1 protein-coding gene is annotated in these 1,387 nt (G+C 65.2%); it reads right to left on the reverse strand.

Annotated features, from left to right (window positions below):
• Window positions 1-7: 7 nt before the first annotated feature.
• Complete coding sequence (locus ACWD0A_RS34815; RefSeq protein ID WP_451304705.1) at window positions 8-1,342, reverse strand: IS30 family transposase; 1,335 nt, start codon at window positions 1,340-1,342, stop codon at window positions 8-10.
• Between the last annotated feature and the right edge of the window lie 45 nt (window positions 1,343-1,387).

A 1,387-nucleotide genomic window follows, 5' to 3' on the forward strand; every position in this document is an offset into this window, starting at 1 on the left:
GGCGGATTCAACAAATCGTCGCAACACGGGGTGTGTTGGGGTCGTTCGTCAGTAGCCCGGTGAAGCGCTCGGCTGGGGTGTCCCAGCCGAGCGTCTTTCGGGGCCTGCGGTTCAGTTCAGCGGCGGCGGCGTCCAGGTCCTCCCTGGTGTACTTGGCCAGATCGGCCCCTTTCGGGAAGTACTGCCGCAGCAGGCCGTTCGTGTTCTCGTTCGAGCCTCGCTGCCATGGGCTGTGAGGCTCGCAGAAGTACACCGGGATTCCAGAGGCTTCCGAGAAGGCGTAGTGATGTGCCATCTCGGATCCTTGGTCCCAGGTCAGGGAGCGCTTGAGATGCGGCGGGAGGCCGCTGACGGCATCGAGGAGCGCTTTGCGGAAGAACCCGGGAGTGGGTCCGTTCGGGAGGTGCACGAGGAGCGTGTAGCGGGTGCTGCGTTCCACGAGAGTGCCGATCGCTGAGCCGTTTTTCGCGCCGACGATCAGGTCGCCCTCCCAGTGTCCCGGGACGGTGCGGTCGGCGGCCTCGGCGGGACGCTGGCTGATCAGGACCATCGGGTGAGTGAATCGCGGGGTCCTCTGGTCGGGCCGCCGGCGACGCCTGCGCATGCTTCGTCCGGTCCGGAGGCGCCGGGAGATCTCGCGCCACAGGCCGCCTCTGGCTTGTGCGTACAAGGCTCGGTAGATCGTCTCGTGCGTCACATGCATCTCTGGACGGTCCGGGAAGTCCCGGCGAAGGATGTTCGCGATCTGCTCGGGACTCCACTTCTCGTCCAGTCGTGCCTGGATGAATTCCCGCAGCTCAGGGCAGAGGTCAATCCTTCGCGGCTTGGGGCGTGGCCGACGTGCTCGCGCCCGCTTGTGAGCAGCGAACGGGCGGTAGTAGGCGGGATGATTCGGCCTGACGTTGGGGTTGCTGTTGCGCCGGATCTCCCGGCTGATCGTCGACGGGCTGCGGTTCAGCTCGCTGGCGATCGCCCGGATCGACTTCCTCTCTCGCCACAGATCAGCGATGCGGACTCGCTCCTCCTCGGACAAGAAGCGGGCAGAGACGGAGGACTGAGGGGCGTTCCGTTCCTCCTTGCGTGGATGCGGCACGAACTCGCGGGGATCACCGACGACCGGTTGGATCGCGGCCCGCACCGTCTTCCGTCCTGCCCTCGTGGTCCTTACACGCTCACCACGCCCGCTGATCCACTCCTGTCCCGTTCGGCGGTTGATACCGACGATGCGACTGGCTTCTCTGATGCTCACGCCTTCGTGTATCAGTTCGAGAAACCTCAGCTTGACCTCGGGGGGCACCCTTCTGCCATTCGGGCGCCCCCCAGCAGTCGTTCTGTCTTTCATCGCCTACCCGGAGGCCGGGTGTTGCGACGTTGATTAGAACCCAAG

This window comes from Streptomyces sp. NPDC002867, assembly GCF_053591895.1.

What these genes read in the sequence shown, in the direction of transcription:
- ACWD0A_RS34815 (WP_451304705.1), bottom strand. Translation starts at nt 1,342, where the DNA reads ATGAAAGACAGAACGACTGCTGGGGGGCGCCCGAATGGCAGAAGGGTG.